Consider the following 21,648-nt stretch of genomic DNA (forward strand, 5'->3'; position numbering starts at 1 on the left):
TCACCCGACTCGCCCCTTCCCTGGGGCGGGTCGGCTCGTCGGCCCGGCACGATGGCCACAAGGGCTCTTCGTACGCGGCCGGGAGGGCGGCAGACTGGCGGCGCCGAGCACACCTCGCTACCGATGGAGCTGACATGGCGAAGGATCTGTCCAAGCACCAGGCCGCCGCGCTCGACGCGCACTGGCGGGCCGCCAACTATCTCGCGGCGGGCCAGATCTACCTCCTCGACAACCCGCTGCTCACCGAGCCGCTTGTCCCCGAGCACATCAAGCCGCGCCTTCTCGGCCACTGGGGCACGTCCCCAGGCCTCAACCTCGTGCACACCCACCTCAACCGTGTCATCAAGGAGCGCGGCATCGACGCCCTGTGCGTCTGGGGCCCCGGCCACGGCGGTCCCGCCGTGCTCGCGAACTCCTGGTTGGAGGGCACGTACTCGCAGGTCTATCCGGACGTCTCGCGGGACGCCGCCGGCATGGGGCGGCTGTTCAAGCAGTTCTCCTTCCCCGGCGGGGTGCCCAGCCATGTCGCGCCCGAGACGCCCGGCTCGATCCACGAGGGCGGTGAGCTCGGCTACTCCCTCGCGCACGCCTACGGCGCCGCCCTCGACAACCCGGAGCTGCTCGTCACGTGCGTGATCGGCGACGGCGAGGCCGAGACCGGGCCGCTCGCGACCTCCTGGCACGCGAACAAGTTCCTCGACCCGGTGCACGACGGGGCCGTGCTGCCGATCCTGCACCTCAACGGCTACAAGATCGCCAACCCGACCGTGCTCGCCCGCATCCCCGACGCCGAACTCGACGAGCTGCTGCGCGGATACGGGCACGAGCCCCTGCACGTGACGGGCGACGACCCGCTGCGGGTCCACCGCGACCTGGCCCACACCATGGACCAGGCCCTCGACCGCATCGCCCGCTTCCAGCGCGAGGCCCGCGCGGGGAACACGAAGGACCGCCCGCGCTGGCCGATGATCGTGCTGCGTACGCCGAAGGGCTGGACGGGCCCGGCGACCGTGGACGACGAACCCGTCGAGGGCACGTGGCGCTCCCACCAGGTGCCGCTGCCCGGCGTCCGCGAGAACCCGGACCACCTGCGGCAGTTGGAGGCGTGGCTGCGCTCCTACCGCCCCGAGGAACTCTTCGACGCCGAGGGCCGCCCCACCGAGCAGGTCCTCTCGTACGTGCCCGATGGCACCCGGCGCCTCGGTGCCACGCCGCACGCCAACGGCGGGCTGCTCACCCGCAAGCTGCCGATCGCCCCGCTGGAGCGCTTCGCCGTGCCCGTCGACAAGCCGGGCACCACACTCCATGAGCCCACCCGGGTGCTCGGCGATCTGCTGGCCCAGGTCATGCGGGACACCGCGGACCGCCGCGACTTCCGCATCGTCGGCCCCGACGAGACGGCGTCCAACCGCCTCCAGGCCGTCTACGAGGCCACCGGTAAGGCCTGGCAGGCGGGCACGCTCGCCACCGACGAGGACCTGGCGCGCGACGGCCGCGTGATGGAGGTCCTCTCCGAGCACCTCTGCCAGGGCTGGCTGGAGGGCTACAACCTCACCGGCAGGCACGGCCTGTTCTCCTGCTACGAGGCGTTCGTGCACATCGTCGACTCGATGGTCAACCAGCACATCAAGTGGCTGAAGACCTCGCGGGAGCTGTCGTGGCGGGCCCCGCTGCCCTCCCTCAACTACCTGCTGACCTCGCACGTCTGGCGGCAGGACCACAACGGCTTCTCGCACCAGGACCCCGGCTTCGTCGATCACGTCCTCAACAAGAGCCCCGACGTCGTACGGGTCTATCTGCCGCCGGACGCCAACACGCTGCTGTCCGTGGCGGAGCACGTGCTGCACAGCCGGGACTACGTCAATGTCGTGGTGGCCGGGAAGCAGCCGTGCTTCGACTGGCTGTCCCTGGACGCGGCCCGTGCCCACTGCGCGCGCGGCGCCGGGGTGTGGGACTGGGCGGGTACCGAGGACGGCAGCCGCGAGCCGGACGTCGTCCTGGCGTGCGCGGGCGACGTGCCGACGCAGGAAGTCCTCGCCGCGGCGGGCCTGTTGCGCACCCATCTGCCCGAGCTGGCCGTACGTGTCGTGAACGTCGTCGACATGACGCGGCTGCTGCCCCAGGGCGAACACCCGCACGGGATGCCGGACTTCGAGTACGACGCGCTGTTCACGGCCGACAAGCCGGTGATCTTCGCGTACCACGGCTACCCGTGGCTGATCCACCGCCTCGCGTACCGCCGCACCGGCCATGCCCAGCTGCACGTACGCGGCTACAAGGAGTCGGGCACCACGACCACGCCGTTCGACATGGTCGTGCGCAACGACCTGGACCGGTACCGGCTGGTCATGGACGTCATCGACCGGGTGCCGGGGCTCGCCGTGCGGGCCACGGCGGTGCGCCAGACGATGGCCGACGCCCGCACGCGGCACCGCGCGTGGATCCGCGAGCACGGCACGGACCTTCCCGAGGTCGCGAACTGGTCGTGGACCGGGTGAGGGGTTCCGGGCCCCTCAACTCTGGCCGTTGCTGAACCAGTCGGCGAGTTCGGGCGCGACCCGGGCCACCGTCACCGGCTGCCCGTCGGCCCGCAGCGACTCCGTGGCGGCGACGCCCGCGGCGACCGCCTCGCGGGCCGCCACGGGGCTGGTGTCGGTGGCGCCGCCCTCGCGCACGAAGCGCAGGAACTCGGCGACGAGCAGCGGGTCGGAGCCGCCGTGCCCGCCCTCGCCGGGCGAGGGCATCGGGACGACGAGGTCGGCGTCGGCGCGGTAGCCGCTGCGCCGCTTCCAGACGCGGACCTCGGCGCTCTCCCCGTGGTCGCCGAAGTTCTCCAGGCGGCCCTCGGTGCCGATGACCGTGTAGTTGCGCCAGTAGTCGGGCGTGTAGTGGCACTGCTGGTAGCTGGCGTGGATGCCGCCTTCGAGGCGCATCACCATCATGGAGAGGTCCTCGACGTCCACGACGGGGTTGAGCCCGGTGAGGGACTTCGGGGGCCAGTTGTTCTCGGGGTCGTACCAGTCGGGCATGGTGGCGCCGGGCGCCTGCCCCGAGCGGTCGGCGATGTCCCCGTAGACGGTGAGCCCGCCCAGCGCGCTGACCCGCTCCGTGTAGGCGCCGGCCAGCCAGTGGATGACGTCGAGGTCGTGCGCGCCCTTCTGGAGGAGCAGTCCTGTGGTGTTGCGGCGGTCGGCGTGCCAGTCCTTGAAGTAGAAGTCGCCGCCGTGCCCGACGAAGTGGCGGCACCACACGGCCTTGACCTCGCCGATCTCGCCGCGCTTGATGAGGTCGCGCATGACGCGGACCACCGGCATGTGCCGCATGTTGTGGCCCACGTACAGCCGGGCGCCGCTGGTCCGCGCGGCTTCGAGGACGCGGTCGCAGCCCTCGGTGGTGATGGCGAGGGGCTTCTCGACGAAGACGGCGACCCCGGCTTCGAGGAGTTCGACGGCGAGGTCCTCGTGGGTGTGGTCGGGCGTGATGACGAAGACGGCGTCCAGGTCCTCGGCGTCCAGCATGGCCCGGTGGCCCTCATAGGTGTGCACATCGTCGCCGAACCACTCGCGGGCCCGGTCGAACATGCCGGGCGAGATGTCGGCGGCGGCGACCACCGCGGAGCCCTCGCCGGGGTGGTGTGCCTCGCGGGCGACGGTGGCGCGCAGGCCGAGCCCGATGACACCGATGCGGAGATCACGGGTGTGCTGGGGCGTGTCCTGCGGTTCTCCCGTACGGAGGTCGGTGGTCGTATCGGTGGTCATGCGTGGTTCAGCCCTTCATGCCGGAGAAAGCGATGCCCTGGATGAACTGGCGCTGCATCGCGACGAACACCACGATCACCGGGAGCGTGGCGAGCAGGGACCCGGCCATCAGCACCGGGTACTCGGTGAGATGGGCGCCCTGGAGCGAGGCGAGGCCCGCCGACAGCGGCATCTTCGCCGGGTCGGTATTGACGATCATCGGCCACATCAGGTCGTTCCAGGACCACAGGAACGTCAGGATGCCGAGCGCGAGCAGGCCGGGACGGGCCAGCGGCAGCGCGATGCGCCAGAAGACGGTGAAGGGGTTGGCGCCGTCGAGCCGGGCCGCCTCCTCCACCTCTTCCGGGAGCCCCATGAAGAACTGGCGCAGCAGGAAGGTGCCGAACGCGGAGAACATGCCGGGGACGACGAGCGCCTGCATGGAGTCGAGCCAGCCGAGGTTCTGCATGATCTGGTACTGCGGCAGCAGGAAGAGCTGCCCCGGCACCATCAGGACGGCGAGGAACCCGAGGAAGATCGCCCCGCGCCCCGGGAAGCGGATACGGGCGAAGGCGTACGCGGCCATGGAGCACAGCAGCAGCTGGGCGGCGGTCCGCAGCAGCGCCATGACGAGGGTGTTCACGAACTGCCGCGCGAACGGGACGCCGTCGAAGACCTTCTGGTAGTTCGAGAAGTCCCAGTGCGCGGGCAGGATCGTCGGCGGCACGCGCACGGACTCGCCGAAGCTCTTGAAGGAGGTCAGCAGCTCCCACAGCAGCGGGAACACGGTGATCACGGCGCCGAGTACGAGCAGGACGTGGGCGGGCCAGATCCGCCCCTGGCGCATGCCCGTCGTACGCACAGTGGACTTACGCATAGTGGACCCACTTCTTCTGCAGCCTGAACTGGACGGCGGTCAGCGCCATGATGAGGACGAACAGCACGCACACGATGGCCGCGCCGTAGCCGCGCTGGTTGTCGAAGAACGCCTTCTGGAAGAAGAGCATCACGACGGTCTGCCCCTCGCCGTAGGCGGGGTTCTGCAGCGAGTTCTGTGTGTTGGCGCCGATGATCAGGTAGACGAGGTCGAAGACCTGGAGCGACTGGATCACCGAGAGCACGGTGGTGAAGAACAGCGTGGGGCTCAGCAGCGGCATGGTGACCGAGAAGAACTGCCGTACGCGGCCCGCTCCGTCGAGGGCGGCGGCCTCGTAGTAGTCGCCGGGGATGCTCTGCAGTCCGGCGAGCAGCAGGATCATGTTGTACCCGACGGTCATCCACACACCGACGACGGCGACCGCGATGCGGATGGTGTGCGGGTCGGACACCCAGTGGGTGCCGTCGATGCCGATCGTGGACAGCGCGTGGTTGAGGATGCCGGCGTCGCCGTTGTAGAGCCAGCGCCAGACCACGGCGACCGCGGCGGGCATGGTGACGACGGGCAGGAAGTAGAGGGTCCGGTAGATGCCGGTGCCGCGCAGCCCCTTCAGGTTGAGCAGTACGGCGATCAGCATCGAGAGCGGGATGCCGAGGAGGACGAGTCCGGTGTAGACGGCGGTGTTGCCGAGGGACTGCCAGAACTCCGGGTCGCCCACGAGGGTGCGGTAGTTGGCGGCGCCGATCCAGGTCGTCCCGCCGAAAGCGCCCCATTCGGTGAAGCTGTAGTACATCGTCTGCACGACGGGCCACAGGTAGAAGACGGCGAGGCCGATCCCGGCCGGGGCGATGAGGGCGTAGCCCCACCACTTGTCGCGGTGCCGGAAGCGACGCTCGCGGCGCTTCAACTCCCGCTGATTCAGCGGCTGTTGGTGACTTCGCTGCGCGGGAACCGCCGCTTTCGGCTGCGTGTCGACGCTCATCAGGCCCTGCCCTTCCTCTCCTGCGCGAGCAGCTGGTTCATGGCGTCCGCGAGGGAGTCGGTGGCGGAGTCGAGGCTCACCACGCCGCTCCACGCCTTGGCGAGCCACATCTGTTCCTTGTGCTGCCAGGCGGCACTGTTGGCGGAACCGGGGAAGGGCACCGCGTAGTCGAGCGCGTCCAGGTGTGCCTTCAGGTTGAAGTGCGGCATGCCCGCGGCCCACGGCTGCGCGGTGCCGTTGCGGGCGGGGATGGCGGTGCCGTACTTGCCCTGGAGGAGGGAGATGCGTTCGGTGCCGAGGAAGCGGACGAAGTCGCGGGCGAGTTCGGGGTTCGGTGTGCGGGCGTACACGACGTTGGCGAGGCCGTGCAGCACACCGGCGCGGTGCTTCCCCCTGGGCATCGGCGCGACGTCGACCTTGGCCCGCAGCTCGCGGTCGCGGTAGAACATCGCGGCGTTGTAGGACGCCTCGTAGGTCATGGCCAGCGTGCCCGACTGGAACATCTGGGTGGGGTCGGTGTCGGCCATCTGCTGGAGGGTGGGCGAGGAGCGGTAGCGGTGGATGAGGTCGATCCACAGCCGCAGCCCTTCGCGGGTCCGCTCGTCGGCGTACCCGGAGCTCCGCTTGTCGTCGGAGATGACCCGGCCGCCGGCCTGGGGTATGGAGTTGTAGTAGTTCTCCTGCGCACGGACGGGCGCCCCCACGCCGTAGATCCCCCGCCCCCGGTCGGTGAGCCGCTGGGAGTGCTCGATGAGGTCCTGCCAGGTCCAACTGCCGTCCGGGTACGGCACCTTGGCGCGGTCGAAGAGTTCCTTGTTGTACCAGAGGGCGACGGTGTCGAAGTCCTTCGGGGCGCCGTACTGGGTGCCCTTCCAGCGGTACAGGGAGACCAGATCGGCCGGGAAGTCGCGGGTCCGCAGCACGGCGTCGCCGCCCTCGGTGTCCAGGGGGAGCAGCTGCCCGGCGTCGGCGTACATGCCGAAGTTGGGCCCGTTCATCCAGAACACGTCGGGCGCGGAGCCGCCGGTGCAGGCGGTGCGCAGCTTCGTCCAGTACGTCCCGTTCGGGGTCAGCTGGACGTCGACGCTCACGCCCGGCCGCGCCCGCTCGAAGGCCCGGGCCGCGCGCTGCATGGCAGGCAGTTGGTAGACGTCCCAGACGCCGTACGTGAGATGGCCGCGCCGCGCGTCGCCACCGGCGGCGTCCGAGGCGTTCGACGAGGAGGGGCCGCAGCCGGACGTCAGCGGCGCCGCCGCGAGTGTCGTGGCGGCCGCGGCGAGGAGAGAGCGCCTGCGCACAGGGAGCCTTCCTGGTGAAGGGTCGACCGGAATGCAAGGACGCTATTTGCTCGAAGTTGATGGGTCAAGGCTTGTTTCGATCACCTTTACGCAAACGTGGGAGCGAACGGGAAGAATACGGGCATGCGGCGGCCGCAGCAGTCGAGGTGTCACCCGGCGCGGGCGACGTGCGTCCGGGCCGTGGGCCCGACAGTGCCCGGCAGGAGTGCTTGTCCCCCGCCGGGAGGGCGTTGTCATGACGATCACGGATACCGCCCGGCCCCTGGCGGGCCGGATCGTGCAGCAGCTGGTGCACGTCACCATCCTGGACATGGCGACACGCCTCGCGGCGCAGGCCTTCCTGGCCGCCCTGCCGATGCTCATCGCCCTCGCCTCGTTCTTTCCACAGCCGGTGCGGCACGAACTCCTGCGCTCGCTGCGTACGTTGCTCGGGGCGTCGGGACCGGTGGTGGAGCAGGCCAAAAAACTGACCGGGGGCGGCGACTCCGCCCTGCACAGCTGGGGCGCGGCCGGCGTGCTGGTCGCGCTGCTCTCGGCCACCGCGTTCGCCCGGGCCCTGCAGCGGCTGTGCGAGCGGGCCTGGGACGTGCCCCGCTCCGGAGTGCGTGTCGTGGCGTGGCGGTGGGCGGTGTGGCTGCTCGTGTGGGTGACGATGCTGATCGTGCAGGGCGCGCTGCTCCGGGCGTTCGGCGCGGGCGCCGTCATCGGCTACCCCTTGCAGCTCGGGGCGGCCGTCCTGATGTGGTGGTGGACCCAGCATCTGCTGCTCGCCGGGCGGGTGCCGTGGCTGCCGCTGCTCCCGGGGGCGCTGCTGACCGGGGCGGGTGCGGTGGCGTTCTGCGGGGTGTCGGGGCTGTGGCTGCCGCGGGCGCTGCGGATGAGCACGGACCGCTACGGGGCGCTCGGGTCGGTGTTCACCGTGCTGTCCTGGCTGATCCTGTTCTTCACCGTGGTGGTGTTCGGCGTGGCCGTCGGGCGCGTCCTGGCCCAGGAGGAGTTCCTGCGGCACAGGCTCGGCGGCACGACGGCCACCGGCTCACAATGACTCGACCGTGACCCTGCCTGCCCGCGCGGCCGCGGCCAGCGCCTCGTGGTCCCGCTCGTTCTGGTCGGCGTAGGCCTCCGCGAAGCGGCCGAGCGCCTGGTCGAAGCGGTCGGAACGGCCCAGGTAGGCAGCGAGGACGACTCGGTCGCCGGAACGGGCGTGGGCGCGGGCCAGCGTCGCGCCGCACGCCCGGCCGAACAGGCCCATGACGCGCGGGGTCATCAGATCCGCCTGCGGAATCACCTTCCAGTCCCTCAACTGCCGCACATAGAAGTCGCGTTGCTCACCGTCGAGCCCTTCCACCCGCTCCCAGCCGAGGAACATGTCACCGGCCGCCTGCATGAGGCGCTGGCCGACGACGACGCGTTCGCCCTCATTGGTGTGGTCGCCCTGCCCCGCGAAGTCCGCGAGCACGGAGGTCCCCGCCTCCTTCGCCTGCAGCAGCAGCGGATCCCGGTCGTCGCGGCCGAGCAGCAGAATGATCCAGCAGCGGGTGCCCACACTGCCCACCCCGACCACTTTGCGCGCCATGTCGACGACGTGGTACTGGGAGAGCAGCGCCCTGCGTTCGGCGCTGAGCGTGCGCGCGTACCGCTCGATCAGGTCCATCAACTGCGCTTCCAGCTGCTTGCGTTCGACGCCCGGCAGCAGCTGGTCGAGCGGGGTGATCAGAGGCGGATCGGCGGCGATGCGCAGTTCGCCGTCGACGACGTGGGCGAGCTTCTCCAGGGCCTGCATGTGGTCATGGCCGCGGGCCTTGCCGAGCGCATGCGACATGCGCCGCTTGGTGCGGCCGTCCAGCTTCGCGGACACCGTGGCGTACAGCTCGTCCGCCTCGATCCGCGAGTACCAGACGTCGAGCGTGCGCATCCCGGCGAACCGCTCCATCGACTGCCGGTACGAGGCCGCCGTGACCTGCACGACGCGCTCCCGCTCCGTGCGGCCGAAGCCGTTGCCGCGGCCCGCGATGACGAGGCTGGCGGCGAGCCGCTTGACGTCCCACTCCCACGGCCCGCGCAGCGTCTCGTCGAAGTCGTTGACGTCGAACATCAGGCGCCGCTCCGGGGAGGCGAGCAGCCGGAAGTTCAACAGGTGTGCGTCTCCGCACAGTTGGGCGCGCATTCCGGTGACCGGGGTGTGCGCCAGATCGGATGCCATGATCGCGGCAGCGCCCCGGAAGAACCGGAACGGCGACTCCAGCATGCGCCCGTAGCGGATCGGAATCAGCTCCTGGAGCCTGCTCGCCGACTGCTTCTCCAGGATGTCGACGGGATCGGGGCGGTCGGCGGCGGGGGTGTAGGCGTCGTGCCCGGAGCGCGGGACCCTGGACCTCGCGGACCTGCCCGTGCTCGCCCGCTCGCGCGCGGTGCGGCGCCTGCTCGTCATCTCGGTCATGGCGGAGCTCCCTTCCTGGCTGTGCGGCTGTGCCCACCGTGCGCCGGGCCGGGCGCCGCGACGTCACCCCGCCGGTGTGAGGTCGCCTCCCGGGGGTGAGTCCCCGGGGCCTTCCCGGTCGCAGACTGTCGGTCATGGAACCGACGAAACACCGGCGGACGACACAGCAGCGGGGGCAACGGTGGCTGGCGCGTGGGTCGTTGGCCGCCGCGGCGGCCGCCGTGCTGGTCCTGGCCGTCTTCGCGGGGCTGCGGACCTTCGCGCTGCTGGGCGTGGGGATCCTGGGGACGGCGGTCACGGCCGCCGCCGTGTGGTGGGTGCTCAGCAGGCGGGGCCCCGCGCGGTATCTGGCGCTGCTCCTGGCGCTCGCCGCGCCGGTATGGGTGGTGGTCGAGTACGCCCGCGGGCACCTGGTGTGGGTGGTGCTGGTGTCGGGCGGGCTGTGGCTGCTCGCCGCGGGTGCGGGCCGGGCGGCGCTGGGGCCGCGCTCGTCCCCCACCCCGATGCCCGAGGCGCCGGCTCCGGCGTTCCACCGGCCGGTGCTGATCATGAATCCGCGCTCGGGCGGCGGGAAGGTCGACCGCTTCGGGCTGCGCGCGAAGGCCGAGCAACTGGGCGCCGACGTCGTGCTGTTGGAGGGTCCTGAGCCGGTCGACGTGGCGGCGCTCGCCCGGGCCCGCGCCGCCGCGGGGGCGGACCTCCTCGGCGTCGCGGGCGGCGACGGCACGCAGGCCCTCGTCGCCGACGTCGCCGCCGAACTCGGCCTGCCGTTCCTGGTGATCCCCGCCGGGACCCGCAACCACTTCGCCCTCGACCTGGGCCTGGACCGCGAGGACCCGTCGAAGGCACTGGACGCGCTGTCCGACGGCGTGGAGCTGCGGGTCGACCTGGGCCGGGCGGGCGGCCTCCCGTTCGTCAACAACGTCTCGTTCGGGGCCTACGCCGAGGTGGTGCAGAGCCCGGCCTACCGCGACGGCAAGACGCGTACCACCCTCGAGCTGCTGCCCGATCTGCTCGCCCGGCACCAGGGCGCGGAGCTGACGGCACGGGTCGACGAGCACGAAGTCACCGACCCGCAGGCGCTGTTGGTGAGCAACAACCCGTACGGCGCGCGTGACATCGCGGGCCTCGGCCGGCGCACCCGTCTCGACGGCGGGATCCTCGGCTGCGTCGGCGTGCGGGTCACGAGCGCCGCGCAGGCAGCGGGACTGCTGCGGGGCAGCCGGTCCGCCGGCGTGACGACGCGGACCGCCGCCTCGGTGGTCGTCGACGCCGACCAGGACTCGATCCCCGTCGGCCTCGACGGCGAGGCGGTGCGCATGGACGTCCCCGTCCGTATCGAGGTGCGCCCCGGCGCGCTGCGGGTGATCGTGCCGAGGCAGCGCCCGGGAACGTACCGGGAACGCCCGCCGCTGGACTGGCGAGGCATCACGGGTCTCGCCCTGACGGTGCGGCGCCCCTGAGCGGCAGGGCCCTGTCCGCCTAGAGCGGCGCCCCGTAGACCTTGTGCGCCTCACGGTGTCCGTACATGGCGAGGGACCAGATCACGAGGATGTCGAGGGCGATGAGGATCGCCGACCACACGGGCTGGTACGGGGTGAAGAAGAAGTTCTCCAGCGCGCTCATCGCAGCGATGATCATGACGACGATCCGCGCCCAGGTGCGCCCGCTGAAGAGGCTGACCGCCGCGGCGAAGACGATGACCCCGGTGATCATCTGCACCCAGCCGCGGGCGTTGACGTTGAAGTCGAACGCGTAGTCGTCCTGCGCTTGGTAGAAGTTCTCGTTGAGTATCGCGGCGAGGCCGGCGATCGCGTGATAGGCGCCGATGATGCCCATCACGAACGCGGCGAAGACGACTCCCCCGACGACACCCACGTTGGCGCGGGGCGCCGGCTCGGGCGCGCCGGAAGGGCCGGAGCGCGCCGGGCCCGGCGACATCTGCTCGGTCATGTCGAACCTCCTCCTCGACGGCCCCGGCTCGATGGCCGCGGAGCCGATGGACCCGGAGCATGCGGCCCGCACCGCCCGGCCCGGTTCACCCGCAGCGGATGAGCCCCGCCCCACGCGCGGCTGTCACCCGTCCGAGGTGATGCCCCCGACCGTGCGTTCGCCGGGAGAATGGCACGCGGGGTGATGCTCGCACTGGAGGTGACGTCATGGACGGGTCACACTCGGGTCCCGGACCCGATCGAACCGGAACGCCCTCCGGAGGCAGCGACTTCGAGATCCGCGTCAGGGGCAGGCTCGGCGATGCCTTCCGGTCGGCGTTCGGCGAGCTGACGGTCGTGCTGCGCCCCGCCGAGACGGTGCTGGTCGGCGCGGGACTCGACCAGGCCGCCCTGTACGGGATCCTCGACCGCATCCAGGGCCTCGGCCTCGAACTCCTCGAGGTCCGCCGGCTCCCTGGGCCGCGGGACCCGAGGGAGTAGCCGGACACACGGCCCCTTTCGGCCGCGCAACGGGCCGAACCTCCCGGAAAACGGCGCGGAAGACCCCTTCCGCCGGGCTCGCGCGGGCCCCACCGTGGTGGGGTGATGCCCTCCACATGGGGAGGTGAGGGGCATGCCCACAGTACTGTGCCCACGCACGGTCGATGATCCGGGAAATTCGGGGCGCGCGTCCGCGCTGCGCCTCCAGCTGTGCTCGCTCAACCAAGAAGGTACGGCGGCGGCCGACGCCGCCCTGACGACCTGTCTGATGTGGGTCGCCGGGGTCCTCGTGGAGATCGCGGGGGACGTGGCTGATCCGCGGACCGCCGGTGCGCTGGTGCACCGGGCCTCGGACGCGCTCGCCGCGGTGCCGGCACCGGCGCCCGTCCCACAGGCGAACGGCACACTGCCGTCGCCACAGCGGCTCACCGGCCGTGAACTCGCCGTGCTCCAACAGTTGCAGGAGGAGGTTTCGCTGCGGCAGATCGCCGACGATCTCTACGTCTCGCACAACACGGTCAAGAGCCACACGCGCGCCGTGTACCGGAAGCTGGGCGCGCGCTCGCGCGCCGAAGCGCTGGTCCGGGCACGGGAGTTGGGGCTCGTCTGAGACGCTGCCCGGCCCGGCATGCTCACAGGATCTGGAGCTCGCGGGCCCGGCGGACCGCCGCCGAGCGGCGGGACACGGCCAGTTTGCGGTAGACGCTCTTGAGGTGTGTCTTCACCGTGTTGACCGAGAGGTAGAGCTCATCGGCTATCTCCTCGGTGGTCATCATCTGCGCGAGCCGGCCGAGGACATCGCGTTCGCGTGCGCTGAGCCGCTCGGCGGGAACCTGCGCGAGCGGGTCCTGCTCGGGCGGCGCGGCGGCGTGGGCGCGGTGCGGCTGCGCGGGGCTCAGCAGCCGGGCGCAGGTCGGCGCGACCGTCCGTTGCACCGTCTGCGGCAGCCGGGACACCGTCACCGCGTTCGCGACGGCCTCCGCGCCCCGGCCCCCGCGCTCCACCGTGCCCGCGATCCGGGCGACGATCCCGCCGATCTCGGCGAGGAACGTGTCGGAGCCCTTTCCCAACGCCGCTTCGCTGTGGGCGAGTTCGTGCCGGGCCCGGACGGGCTCACCGCGCGCCAGGGCACCCCAGGCCCGCACCAGGTGCAGGGTGGCGCGCGAGGGTTCGCCCGCGGTCCACGGCGGCATCGGCGGCTGGACGGCCTGGGCGGTGAGCTCGTCCGCGGCCCGGAAGCGGCCGCGCAGCGCCTCCAGGAGCGCGAGTTCGACGAGGCAGTCCCGGCGCAGCGCGCCGTTCCCCGCGGCGCCCGCCGCCTTGAGTCCCCGGGTGAGGGAAGCCTGGGCGGCCTTCAGGCTGCCGGCCCGCAGCTCTCCGCTGCCCCGCACGGTCAGGATGAGGGCCGGGATCTCGGGGCGCTCGGCCAGCAGGGTGTGCGGCACTTGCGGTGCCGCCGCCTCCGCGTCGGCCGCGGCGACGCCTGCGCGGCGCGGATCGTGGCAGCGCAGCCGGTCCATCCGGATCACGGCGTGGGTGAGCCGGCACCGTGCGACGCGGTCGTCCTCCCCCTGCGGCAGCCGGTCGAGGAGTTCGGCGGACCGCTCCAGGTTCGTGGTGCACGCCTGGTCGTCCTTGCGGGTCCTGGCGACGGCCGCCGCGAGCAGCGCGGACTCCGGTTCCTCGGCGGGCAGTTCGTCGGGCGAGGGCCGGCCCGCGTCGACGGACAGCCGGGTCCTGGCCAGGCCGAGCACCTGCCCGATCGCGAGGTGGTGGACGATGAGCCGGGCCGCCTCGTCCCCGTCGCCCGCGGCGAACAGGTGCCGCACGGCGTCGGCGAGCAGACCGCACCCGGCGAGCCACGCGGCGGCCGTGCGGTGCAGGGGTGCCACGAGTCCGGGCGTCTCGTGCCGCAGGCAGGTCCGCAGCACGTCGGCGAACATCTGGTGGCAGCGGTACCAGCCCTGCCCCACGGGCCGCAGGAAGGAGTTCTCCCGGACGAGTCCCGCGAACAGGGCGCCGTCGGTGTCGCCCGCGAGTTCGGCGGCCAGTTCGGCGTTCACCCGGTCCAGGATGCTCGTCGTCAGGAGCAGCCTGCGCATGCCGGGCGACTGCTGGTCGAGCACCTCCTCGACCAGATAGCTGGAGATCGCCTCGTCGTCCCCCGCGAGCTGCGCGACGAACCGTTCGGGGTCGCCGCGCCGCTCCATGGACATCGCGGCGAGCCGAAGGCCCGCGGCCCAGCCGTCCGCGCGCCGCCGCAGCGTGCTCACCGTCTGCTTCGTCACGTCGATGCCGTGCTGGGCCAGGAGGGCCGTCGCCTCCCGGTCGTCGAAGGCGAGGTCCGCGGTGCGTACTTCGGCGACCTCGCTGGTGAGCCGCCCGCGGTACAGGTGCAGGGGCGGGTCGCGGCGGGCGAGCACCACGAGACGCAGCTTGTCGGGGGCGTGCCGGAGCAGATGCGTGACGCCACGGGCGATCGGCGAGTCGAGGGCGGGCTGGAAGTCGTCGAGGACGAGGACCGACGGGTCCCCGTGCTCATTGAGGCAGGTGGCGAGGGTCGCGACGAGCAGCGGGCCGTCGTCGCTCGATGCGGGTTCGGGCACCGTGACGCCCGCGGCGCGCAGCGCGCCGAACACCCGCTGCCAGAACACGCCGGGGTGCTCGGCGGGCCCGTCGCAGGCGACCCAGGCGAGCGGCCAGGGCGGGCGCCGGGTGTGCGCCCACTCCAGGGCGAGGGCCGTCTTGCCCGCGCCCACGGGGCCGACCACGACGGTGAGCGGACCGCGCACGCCCCTGGCCAGTTGGTCGGTGAGGCGGGGGCGCGGAACGATCCAGCCGGGCAGCGCGGGCACGGAGTCGGTCTGCTCCGCGCTGTGCTCGCCGTGCTCGCCGTCCGGTGTGCGGTGTGACCACTCGGCCATGGTGCCCCTCGCTCTCGCAGCGCAGTGGACCCGCCCCGTTGCGGCAAGTGTGGGGGCGGGGGCGCTGCGTCCGGCACATGCCAAGCGCCATCTCACCCGGGTGAAGTTCCGGTGTGAGACGGCGCGTCGACAACGAGGGCGGCCCGGTGGGCGACCCGGCGACTACTTGGACTGCAGAGCCTCGACCAGCTCCTCCTCCCGGTCCTTGGTGAGGGAGGTGTGGATCACGGTGGGGCTGAAGGGGCGCAGCGCTTCCTGTACCCGGTCCGGCGTGGTGCGCCTGACGAGCGTGAAGAGGGCGGCGCGGCCGGGTTCGAGGGCGCGCGCGGTCTCCTTGACGAAGGCGTCGTTGATGCCGATGTCGGTGAGCTTGCCCGCGGCGGCTCCGGTGGCCGCGCCCACGGCGGCGCCGAACACGGGCATCAGGAAGAGCATCCCGAACAGCGCGCCCCACAGGGCGCCGCCGGCCGCTCCCGCTCCGGTGGTGCTGTGCGTCTGGTGGACGTGCAGCTTTCCGTCCATGGTGCGCCAGGCCACCACGGCGTCCTCGAGCTCGAGCAGCTCCTGCCGGGACAGCTCGCCGGCCAGGCGCAGCACCGATTCGGCCTTTTCCTTGTCCGAGAATCCGAGTACGACGAGTTCGGCCATCAGGTCCTCCTGGGACGGTTGCCGGGTTTGGGTACGGGAGTGGGTTTGGGGGCGACCGGATCGCCCAGGCGCTCGGCCGCGGCGGCGAGTTCGACGGCCACGGGCTCCAGGGCCTCCTCGGTGAGGAAGCCCTCGGCGACGGGCACGCCGCCCGCGTCCCTGACCGCCTTGCGCAGATGCTTCGCCCAGACGTGTTCGAGCAGGATGTACGCCGCCGACGTGCCCGGGTCCTGGGCCTCGGCCATCTCCCTGATCTCGCCGGTGCTCAGCCCGAACGCGTTGCCCTCGGTCATGCTCGGATACGCGTCCTGCACGGCGCGGATCCGCTCCCGGGAGATTCCGAGCAGGGCGGCGACGGTCTCTCCCATCCCCTCCTGCTGGAAGTCGAGGGAGAACAGGCCACCACTGGGCTCCTTGCTGACGAAGAGCACATCGAGGACGCGGATCTGTTCGTTCGCCTCGAGAATCGCCAGTTCCTCGATGATGCGCCCCTCGAACTTGGCGTCGGGCCCGAACTCGATGGTGAGCAGCTGAACCGGTCCGATGACCGCCATGGCGTCTCCCTCCGACTGTCGACGGAATCTCCACCGTCATCACATCGTTGCCGCCCGCGCCACGCGTCACCCGCCGCAGGTGAGCACCGCGACGCGGACCGCCGCGACGCTGGCCGCTGGAGGTGCCACGCCATGAGCGATGACAAGGCCCCCGGCCCCGGCGAAGCCGCGTCCGGCCCACCGTCCGCCACCGATTCGGAACTGGAGCGGCTGCGCGCCGAGGTCGAGGTACTGCGTGATCGCGCCGGCAGCCAACGCAGGCGCCACGCCCGGACGTTCGCGGTGCGGCGCACGATCGCCGCGATCCTGATCGCGCTCGTCGCGGTGCTCGCGGTCACCTCCGTGGTGGGTGGGTGGGGTTCGCGGACCACCCTGAACACGGACCGCTGGATCTCCACGGTCGGCTCGCTGCCCGAGGACCCGAAGGTGAACGCCGCGGTCTCCAAGTATCTGGCGGACGAGATCTTCGATCAGCTCGACGTGGAGCAGCGGCTGTCCGATGCGCTGCCACCGCGCGCCTCGTTCCTGGCGGGCCCGGTGACGGGGGCCGTGCACGACTTCATGCACGACAAGATCTCGGAGCTGATCGCGACCGAGCGGTTCCAGGAGCTGTGGCGGACCACGAACCGGTTCGCGCACGAGCGCATCGTCGCCCTCCTGGAGAAGCGCAACGAGAACATCAAGGTGAAGGGCGACACGGTCACGCTCAACCTGCTGCCCGTGGTCAACAATCTGCTGGGCTCCCTGGAGACCGAGCTGCCGTCCGTCTTCGGCAAGAAGATCGACCTTCCGACGCTGTCCTCCGGGGAGCTGCCGCCCGGTCTGCACCAGCGGATCGAGAAGGCGATCGGGAGGGACCTGCCGGAGAACTTCGCGCAGATCCGCCTCTACAACCGGAACGAGCTGGGTCAGCTCCAGGACGCGGTCCTGCTGTTCAAGAAGGCCGTCATCGGTCTGCTGATCGCCGTCCCGGTCCTCCTCGCCCTCTCCCTGTGGGTGTCACCGAACCGGCGGCGCACCCTGCTCCAGCTCGGTCTGTGGCTGGTGGTGTCGGTCACGGTGCTGACGGCCGTCCTACGAGGCGTGCGCGACCAGTTGCTGGGTCAGGTGCCGGAGGGCGTCTACCGCGACGGACTGCGCTCGGCGCTGTGGACCATCTTCACGATGCTGCGGGAACGGGGCGATCAACTGCTGTGGCTCGGCGTCGCGATCGCCGTCCTCTGCTATCTGATCGGTCCAGGACGGTTGCCGTCCGCGCTGCGCAGGTGGACCGCGCAGGGCGCCCGCGCCACCGGACACGGGGTCTCGAGGGCGAGCGAACATCTTGGGAAGAACAAGCAGTTGAGGCCGTGGCTGGCCCGGCACGTGGATGTGCTGCGCGTCGGCGGGGCCGTCCTGGCGGCCCTGATGTCGATCCTGCTGTCGTCGTGGACCGCGCTCCTCGTCATCGCCGTGCTGCTCGCCGCGTACGAGATCGCGGTCACGCTCGCGGCCCGTGCCGGGAGCTCACCCCCGGAAGGTGAGGCGACCCCGCGACCCCCTGCCGAGACTGGCGCCCCGGGCTGACCCATGAGCACGTGGAGGGTTCACATGAAGAAGGAATCGCGCGTCGGGCCGACCGGCGACGGAAGCGGACGCTCGCGCCTGTGGGGCCCGTACCTGAGCGAGCGGCAGTGGGGAACGGTGCGTGAGGACTACAGCCCGGGGGGCGACGCGTGGTCGTACTTCCCGCACGACCACGCCCGTTCGCGCGCCTACCGGTGGGGCGAGGACGGCCTCGGCGGCCTCTGCGACGACAAGCAGCGCCTGTGTCTCGCGGTCGCCCTGTGGAACGGCCGCGACCCCATCCTCAAGGAGCGCGCCTTCGGCCTGACCAACGCGGAGGGCAACCACGGCGAGGACGTCAAGGAGTACTACTTCTACCTCGACGCCACGCCCAGCAACTCCTACCTGAAGTACCTGTACAAGTATCCGCAGGCCCCGTACCCGTACAACGACCTCGTGGCCGTCAACGGCGGGCGCTCCCGGCAGGAGTTCGAGTACGAGCTGCTCGACACCGGAATCTTCGGCGAGCAGCGGTACTTCGACGTGACGGTGGAGTACGCCAAGGCGGAACACGACGACATCCTGATGCGGATCACCGTCGACAACCGGGGCCCGGAAGAGGCGACGCTGCACGTCCTGCCGACGCTGTGGTTCCGCAACACCTGGTCGTGGGGCGAGCACTCCGCCGCGGGCCAGAAGCCGGTGCTGCGCGCGGCCGAGGGCTCGCGCTCCACCCGCACGATCCGTGCCGACCACCCGGAGCTCGGCAGCTACGACCTGCGCTGCGACGCCACGGCCGAGCTGCTGTTCACGGAGAACGAGACCAACAGCGAGCGGCTGTTCGGCTCACCCAACGCCTCCCCCTACGTCAAGGACGGCATCGGCCGGTACGTGATCGAGGGCGACGAGGGGGCCGTCGACCCGGAGCAGCAGGGCACCAAGGCCGCCGCCCACCACAAACTCACCGTGCCCGCCGGCGGGTCCGAGACGCTGCGGCTGCGCCTCGGGCCCGCCGGTGCCCAGCTCAGCCTGGCCCGCGGCTTCGACGCGGTGTTCCGCGACCGGATCGCCGAAGCGGACGCGTTCTACCGGGAGTTGACGCCGAAGGGTAAGAGCGAGGACGAGGCGCGGGTGATGCGCCAGGCGCTCGCCGGGATGCTGTGGTCCAAGCAGTACTACTCGTTCGACCTGGAGACGTGGCTCGCCGAGCACCACATGACGCCGTGGAGCATGCCACGGGCCGGCGTGCGCAACCGCGAGTGGTTCCACATGGTCAGCGACGACATCGTGTCCATGCCGGACAAGTGGGAGTACCCGTGGTTCGCGGCCTGGGACCTCGCCTTCCACGCGGTGGCCCTGTCCGTCGTCGACATCGACTTCGCCAAGCAGCAGATCGAACTCCTGCTGCGGGACTCCTTCCAGCACCCCAACGGGCAGATTCCGGCCTACGAGTGGAGCTTCGGCGACGTCAATCCGCCGGTGCACGCCTGGGCCGCGTACTTCGTGTACACGGTGGAGAAGGAGACGACCGGCCGCACGGATCACGAGTTCCTGGAGCGCACCTTCCAAAAGCTCCTGACGAACTTCACATGGTGGGTCAACCGCAAGGACCCGACCGGCCGCAATGTCTTCCAGGGCGGCTTCCTCGGCCTCGACAACATCGGCGTCTTCGACCGCAGCGCGCCCCTGCCCACCGGCGGCTCCCTGGAGCAGGCCGACGGCACGGCGTGGATGGCCCTGTACTGCCAGTCGATGCTCCAGATCGCCCTCGAACTCGTCGAGCAGAACGAGATGTACGACGATCTGGTCCTGAAGTTCGTCGAGCACTATCTGTGGATCTCCGCGTCCATGGACCGGCTCGGCAACCTCGGTGACGAACTCTGGGACGAGGAGGACGGGTTCTTCTACGACGTGCTGCGGCTGCCCGACGGGGAGGCGGTGCGGCTGAAGGTCCGCTCGATGGTCGGCCTGCTGCCGCTGTGCGCGTCCACCGTCTTCCAGCCGCAACAGCTGGAGCGCCTCGACGGCCTCGGTGAGCGGTTGCAGCGGTTCGCCTCGCGCCACCCGTCCCTGTCCGTGACGCTGTCACAGGCGCAGGCCGGCAAGGCGGGCGGGCCCCGGCTCCTCTCCGTCGTCGACGAGAAGAAGCTGGTGCGCGTCCTGTCCCGGGTGCTGTCGGAGGACGAGTTCCTCAGCCCGTACGGGATCAGGGCGCTGTCCAAGTACCACGAGGAGAACCCCTACACGTTCACGGTGCACGGCCAGGAGTACTCAGTGGGCTATCTGCCCGCCGAGTCCGACACCGGCATGTTCGGCGGCAACTCCAACTGGCGCGGCCCGGTGTGGATGCCGATGAACGCCCTCGTCATCCGGTCCCTGCTGCATCTGTACGGCTTCTACGGCGACGAGCTCACCGTCGAGTGCCCGACGGGCTCCGGGGTGCGCATGAACCTCTTCGAGGTCGCGGAGGAGATCTCCACGCGGCTCGGCCGCATCTTCCTGCGCGACGAGGACGGGAACCGCCCGGTGTACGGCGGCCAGGCGATTTTCCGGGACGACCCGCACTGGCGCGACCTCATCTCCTTCTACGAGTACTTCCACGGCGACAACGGGGCCGGCATCGGCGCCTCGCACCAGACGGGGTGGACGGGGCTCGTCGCGGCCCTGACGAAGATCTTCGGCACGCTCGGCCCCGACGCCTTCCGACCGCGCAACACCAGGAGGTAGCAGCGATGGCCGCTTTGCCGGCACAGCCCGTCATCCATGAGGTCAACACCCGTGTGTGGCTGCGGGAGACGGGACGCAGGCTCGGCCGCGAGATCGGCCTCGCGGACGTGCCCAAGGACATCTGGGACGAGATCACCCCGTCCGGGGTCGATGTCGTCTGGCTGATGGGCGTGTGGGAACGCAGCCCGGAGGGCCGCGCCATCGCTCTCCAGAACCCCGCGCTGCGGGCCGCGTTCCAGGCGGCCGTCCCCGGCATCGGCGAGCAGGACATCGCGGGCTCCGCGTACTGCATCCGCCGCTACGAGGTGGACGGCGCGCTCGGCGGGGCCGTCGGCCTCACCGCGGCGCGCGCCGAACTCGACCGCCGCGGCGTGGGGTTGCTGCTCGACTACGTGCCGAACCATGTGGCGCCCGACAACCCGTGGGTGGGCGAGTACCCGCAGCTGTTCGTCCGCGGCGACGCCGAGGACCTGCGGCGGGATCCGGACGGCTTCCTCGACACGGGACGCGCGGTGCTCGCGCGGGGCCGGGACCCGTTCTTCCCGCCGTGGCCCGACGTCGTCCAACTCAACGCATTCGCACCGGAGTTGCGGCATTCGACCGTCGAGATCCTCGACCACATCGGCCGGTTCTGCGACGGCGTCCGCTGCGACATGGCGATGCTGATGACGAACGACGTCTTCGAACGCACCTGGGGCGAGCGGGCCGGGAAGCGTCCCGCGGAGGAGTTCTGGGTCGAGGTCATCGGCGCGGTCCACCGCGAGCGCCCGGACATGATCTTCGCCGCGGAGGCGTACTGGGACCTCGAATGGACGCTCCAGCAGCAGGGCTTCGACTTCTGCTACGACAAGCGGCTCTACGACCGGATCCTCGCCCACGACGCCGCGTCCGTGCGGGCCCACCTGCACGCCGACGAGACGTACCAGCGCGGGCTCGTCCGCTTCCTGGAGAACCACGACGAGCCGCGGGCCGCGCACACCCTGGCCCCGGACAAGGAGCGGGCCGCGGCCGCGCTGATCGCCACGCTGCCCGGCGCGACGCTGTGGCACGAGGGCCAGTTCACGGGCCGCCGGGTCCAGCTGCCGGTGTTCCTCGACCGGCGCCCCGAGGAGCCGGCCGACGACGAGCTGCGCTCCTTCCACGAGCGACTGCTGTCGGCCGTGCACGTCAGCGGCATGCGCACGGGCAGCTGGCGGCTCCTCGACTGCGCGGGCTGGCCGGACAACGACTCGGCCGCGGCGCTGGTCGCGTCGTGCTGGACGGGCCCGGCGGGCCGCTTCCTGACGGTGGTCAACCTCTCCGACCACCGGGCACAGGGCCGGATCCGCCTCCCGTGGTCCGAACTGGGCCCGGAGACCTGGCAGTTGACAAGCCTCCTCGGCACGGACCGCTACGAACGCGCGGGCGCGGAGCTACTGGAAACGGGCCTGTACGTGGACCTGCCGGCGTGGGGAACGCACCTGCTGGCGGCAGCCACTTAAGCC

17 protein-coding genes are annotated in these 21,648 nt (G+C 71.1%); 8 read left to right on the forward strand and 9 right to left on the reverse strand.

What is annotated here, in order from left to right:
• Positions 1-134: 134 nt before the first annotated feature.
• A complete protein-coding gene (locus tag OHA73_RS07925; protein WP_327654658.1) occupies positions 135-2,498 on the forward strand; it encodes a phosphoketolase family protein in 2,364 nt (787 codons plus the stop codon).
• 15 nt (positions 2,499-2,513) lie between these two features.
• Here OHA73_RS07925 and OHA73_RS07930 read toward each other — a convergent pair whose 3' ends face one another.
• The 4 genes from OHA73_RS07930 to OHA73_RS07945 are packed head-to-tail and all read right to left on the reverse strand — an operon-like array spanning position 2,514 to position 6,894.
• On the reverse strand, positions 2,514-3,758 hold the full coding sequence (locus OHA73_RS07930; RefSeq protein ID WP_327654659.1) for a Gfo/Idh/MocA family protein: 1,245 nt from the start codon (positions 3,756-3,758) through the stop codon (positions 2,514-2,516).
• Between the two features lie 7 nt (positions 3,759-3,765).
• Positions 3,766-4,614 (reverse strand): carbohydrate ABC transporter permease, encoded by an 849-nt coding sequence (locus tag OHA73_RS07935; protein ID WP_266715972.1) that lies wholly within the window; start codon positions 4,612-4,614, stop codon positions 3,766-3,768.
• Complete coding sequence (locus OHA73_RS07940) at positions 4,607-5,596, reverse strand: carbohydrate ABC transporter permease (RefSeq protein ID WP_327654660.1); 990 nt, start codon at positions 5,594-5,596, stop codon at positions 4,607-4,609. The genes OHA73_RS07935 and OHA73_RS07940 overlap by 8 nt, the downstream gene beginning before the upstream one ends.
• On the reverse strand, positions 5,596-6,894 hold the full coding sequence (locus OHA73_RS07945; RefSeq protein WP_267071507.1) for an ABC transporter substrate-binding protein: 1,299 nt from the start codon (positions 6,892-6,894) through the stop codon (positions 5,596-5,598). The genes OHA73_RS07940 and OHA73_RS07945 overlap by 1 nt, the downstream gene beginning before the upstream one ends.
• A 235-nt stretch (positions 6,895-7,129) precedes the next feature.
• Here OHA73_RS07945 and OHA73_RS07950 point away from each other — a divergent pair, with 235 nt between their 5' ends.
• The gene (locus tag OHA73_RS07950) at positions 7,130-7,939 is read left to right on the forward strand and encodes a YhjD/YihY/BrkB family envelope integrity protein (RefSeq protein WP_267071506.1); all 810 of its coding nucleotides are present in this window, start codon (positions 7,130-7,132) and stop codon (positions 7,937-7,939) included.
• On the opposite strand, the gene OHA73_RS07955 is transcribed toward OHA73_RS07950, so the two are convergent.
• Positions 7,931-9,334: a DUF2252 domain-containing protein gene (locus tag OHA73_RS07955; RefSeq protein ID WP_327654661.1), complete on the reverse strand. Its 1,404-nt coding sequence runs from the start codon at positions 9,332-9,334 to the stop codon at positions 7,931-7,933. The two genes, OHA73_RS07950 and OHA73_RS07955, sit on opposite strands and share 9 nt — an antisense overlap.
• Positions 9,335-9,468: 134 nt before the next feature.
• Between OHA73_RS07955 and OHA73_RS07960 the strand changes: the two genes are divergently transcribed.
• On the forward strand, positions 9,469-10,797 hold the full coding sequence (locus tag OHA73_RS07960; RefSeq protein ID WP_327654662.1) for a diacylglycerol/lipid kinase family protein: 1,329 nt from the start codon (positions 9,469-9,471) through the stop codon (positions 10,795-10,797).
• 19 nt (positions 10,798-10,816) lie between these two features.
• Here the strand turns inward: OHA73_RS07960 and OHA73_RS07965 are convergent, their stop codons facing one another.
• Entirely contained in the window at positions 10,817-11,287 is a 471-nt protein-coding gene (locus OHA73_RS07965) for a DUF7144 family membrane protein (protein ID WP_327654663.1), read from the reverse strand.
• 206 nt (positions 11,288-11,493) lie between these two features.
• Here OHA73_RS07965 and OHA73_RS07970 point away from each other — a divergent pair, with 206 nt between their 5' ends.
• Both OHA73_RS07970 and OHA73_RS07975 read left to right on the forward strand, forming a co-directional pair.
• Positions 11,494-11,766 carry a hypothetical protein gene (locus OHA73_RS07970; RefSeq protein ID WP_266715958.1) on the forward strand — a complete coding sequence of 91 codons (273 nt, stop codon included), beginning with the start codon at positions 11,494-11,496 and terminating at the stop codon, positions 11,764-11,766.
• 133 nt (positions 11,767-11,899) lie between these two features.
• Positions 11,900-12,376 carry a LuxR C-terminal-related transcriptional regulator gene (locus OHA73_RS07975; RefSeq protein ID WP_266715956.1) on the forward strand — a complete coding sequence of 159 codons (477 nt, stop codon included), beginning with the start codon at positions 11,900-11,902 and terminating at the stop codon, positions 12,374-12,376.
• Positions 12,377-12,398: 22 nt separating this feature from the next.
• Here OHA73_RS07975 and OHA73_RS07980 read toward each other — a convergent pair whose 3' ends face one another.
• The 3 genes from OHA73_RS07980 to OHA73_RS07990 form a co-directional block, all read right to left on the reverse strand.
• Positions 12,399-14,690, reverse strand: a complete 2,292-nt coding sequence (locus OHA73_RS07980) for a LuxR C-terminal-related transcriptional regulator (protein ID WP_327654664.1) — start codon at positions 14,688-14,690, stop codon at positions 12,399-12,401.
• A 162-nt stretch (positions 14,691-14,852) separates the two neighbouring features.
• On the reverse strand, positions 14,853-15,338 hold the full coding sequence (locus OHA73_RS07985; RefSeq protein WP_266715952.1) for a DUF1269 domain-containing protein: 486 nt from the start codon (positions 15,336-15,338) through the stop codon (positions 14,853-14,855).
• Entirely contained in the window at positions 15,338-15,892 is a 555-nt protein-coding gene (locus OHA73_RS07990) for a DUF1269 domain-containing protein (protein WP_266715950.1), read from the reverse strand. Before OHA73_RS07990 ends, OHA73_RS07985 begins: the two co-directional genes overlap by 1 nt.
• Before the next feature lie 132 nt (positions 15,893-16,024).
• Here OHA73_RS07990 and OHA73_RS07995 point away from each other — a divergent pair, with 132 nt between their 5' ends.
• Genes OHA73_RS07995 through OHA73_RS08005 form a run of 3 tightly spaced genes read left to right on the forward strand, consistent with a single transcriptional unit; the run spans position 16,025 to position 21,645 of the window.
• Positions 16,025-17,458 carry a hypothetical protein gene (locus OHA73_RS07995; protein WP_327654665.1) on the forward strand — a complete coding sequence of 478 codons (1,434 nt, stop codon included), beginning with the start codon at positions 16,025-16,027 and terminating at the stop codon, positions 17,456-17,458.
• Positions 17,459-17,482: 24 nt separating this feature from the next.
• Entirely contained in the window at positions 17,483-20,164 is a 2,682-nt protein-coding gene (locus OHA73_RS08000) for an MGH1-like glycoside hydrolase domain-containing protein (protein WP_327654666.1), read from the forward strand.
• Between the two features lie 5 nt (positions 20,165-20,169).
• Positions 20,170-21,645 (forward strand): alpha-amylase family glycosyl hydrolase, encoded by a 1,476-nt coding sequence (locus tag OHA73_RS08005; protein WP_327654667.1) that lies wholly within the window; start codon positions 20,170-20,172, stop codon positions 21,643-21,645.
• Positions 21,646-21,648: the final 3 nt, after the last annotated feature.

The organism is Streptomyces sp. NBC_00483, assembly GCF_036013745.1.
In the GTDB taxonomy this organism is placed as follows: Bacteria; Actinomycetota; Actinomycetes; order Streptomycetales; family Streptomycetaceae; genus Streptomyces.